This is a genomic window from Pseudomonas sp. GW821-FHT07G06 (genome assembly GCF_058986625.1).
Genome location: NZ_JBYSVW010000039.1, coordinates 1 through 2,001, shown reverse-complemented (window position 1 = coordinate 2,001; position 2,001 = coordinate 1). Strand labels below are relative to the sequence as shown.

The window sequence follows — 2,001 nt, the reverse complement described above, 5'->3', positions numbered from 1 at the left end:
GCGTTGGGTGTCAGGGCGGCCTGTTGGCTCAGGGCCGTGTGCAGGTCGGTCGGGCCGCAGTACTGGCGTTCGGTGGCGTTCCAGCGATCCAGTTGTTGCTGATCCTGCCGTTGCGGGAACAGTTCGACCAGCGGCCGCTGTGGCGTGGCCACCAGCGCGTCGAGCAGTGCGCACCATTGCGCGCTCCAGCGCTGCATCGTGCGCTCGTCGAACAGCGCCGATTGGTACTCGAGGGCGAGGGTCATGTCGCTGCCATCGTCCTGGACTTCCCAGCTCTGTTCGAACTTGGCGTCGATCACCGGCAGCATCTGCTCGTCGATGTTCAGGCCCGGCCACTGACTGCTGTCCATGCGCCCGTGGTTGAGGGAGAACATCACCTGGAACAGCGGCGTGCGATTCAGGTCGCGGCGCTGGGCCACGGCACCGACCAGCGTGGCGAACGGCAGGTCGGCATGGGCCTGGGCTGCGCGCAAATCGGCTTCAAGGCTGGCGAGCAGTTGCTCGGCCGGGGCCTGTTGATCGACGTCGCTGCGGATCACCAGGGTGTTCACCAGACAGGCCAGCAGCGCCTGGGTTTGCGGCTGGTCGCGCTGGTCGGCCGGAGTGCCGAGGCGAATGTCCCGTTGACCGCTGTAGCGCGCAAGCAGGGCGCTGAGGGCGCTGGCCAGCACCACATAAGGCGTGGTGCCGCGCTGGCGGGCGAACCGTCGGATGGCGTCGGCGCGCTGGGTGCCAAGGCTGACGGTCAGTTGCCCGGCGCTGCGATCCGCTTCGGCGCCGCGAGGACGGTCCAGCGGCAGGTCGAGTTGGTAGTCGTCCTGGCCCAGATGGTTTTTCCAGTAGTCCAGGCTGCTATTGCGCCGGGCCTGGGTGTCCGGGTGCTGTTGCCACAGGGCGAAATCGACATAGTCGATGTCCAGCGCCGTCCAGGCGGGCGCTTGCCCGTGCAGCGCAGCACTGTAGGCCTGGGCGAGCTCATCGATCAGCAGCTGCATGGCCCAACCGTCGGTGGCGCTGTGGTGCAGGCACACCAACAACCGGTTTTCCTCACTGCCTTGACGTTGCAGCAGGTGCGCACGCCAAGGGGCTGCGCCGGCCAGGTCGAAGGGCGCCATCAACGCCTGTTCGGCTTCGGCACAGGCCGTAGGCCAATCCGCGGTGACGACTGAAGTGACGGTGAGCGTCGGGCCCTGATCGTCGATCAGCAACTGCGGCTCGCCTTCGAATTCGACGATGCGGCTGCGCAGCACCAGATGACGCTGGCTGACCTGTTCGAACGCCTGGCGCAAGGCGTCGACCTGAAGGTCGCCGCGCAAGGTCAGGGCAAACGGCATGTGGTACTCGCGGGAATCCGGCACCAGACGGCTGAGCATCCAGAAACGCTGCTGCGCCAGGCCCAGCGGCAACCGCGCTGGACGCACTTGCGCGGTGATCAGCTTGCCGGGCAACGCCGCCTGCAAGTGAGCGGCCAAAGCCGCCACCGTCGGTTGGGCAAACACCAATGTCAGCGGCAGGGTGGCGCCGAGGCGTTCACGGACCCGGGTGACCAGACGGGTGGCCAGCAACGAGTGGCCGCCGAGGTGGAAGAAGTGATCCTCGATGCCCACCGAGGTGCATTCCAGCAATTCGCTGAACAGTTCGCAGAGCACACTTTCAGTGGCATTGCGCGGTGCGGTGTGTGGCTGATCGCGAGCCGCTTCCGGCAGCGCGGTGGCGGCCAATGCCTTGCGGTCGAGCTTGCCATTGCTGTTGAGCGGCAGGTTGTCCAGTTGCACCAGCAGCCCCGGCAACATGTGCGAGGGCAGGTTATCGCTTAACGCTGCACGCAGGTCGGCTTCATCGGCGTCGCCGCACCAGAAGCTGACCAGACGCTGGTCCAGCAACAGCGTGGCGGCATCGCGGACACCCGGTTGGCTCAACAACTCGGCGTCGATTTCCCCCAGCTCGATGCGCTGGCCACGCAGTTTCACCTGATGGTCCAGACGCCCGAGGTATTCGATG

At 66.2% G+C, this 2,001-nt stretch carries 1 protein-coding gene; it reads right to left on the bottom strand.

All coding sequences use genetic code 11. The features are described from left to right. A partial coding sequence (locus AC3WJW_RS29935) for a condensation domain-containing protein (protein ID WP_493728544.1) occupies positions 1 to 2,001 on the bottom strand: 2,001 nt, incomplete at both ends.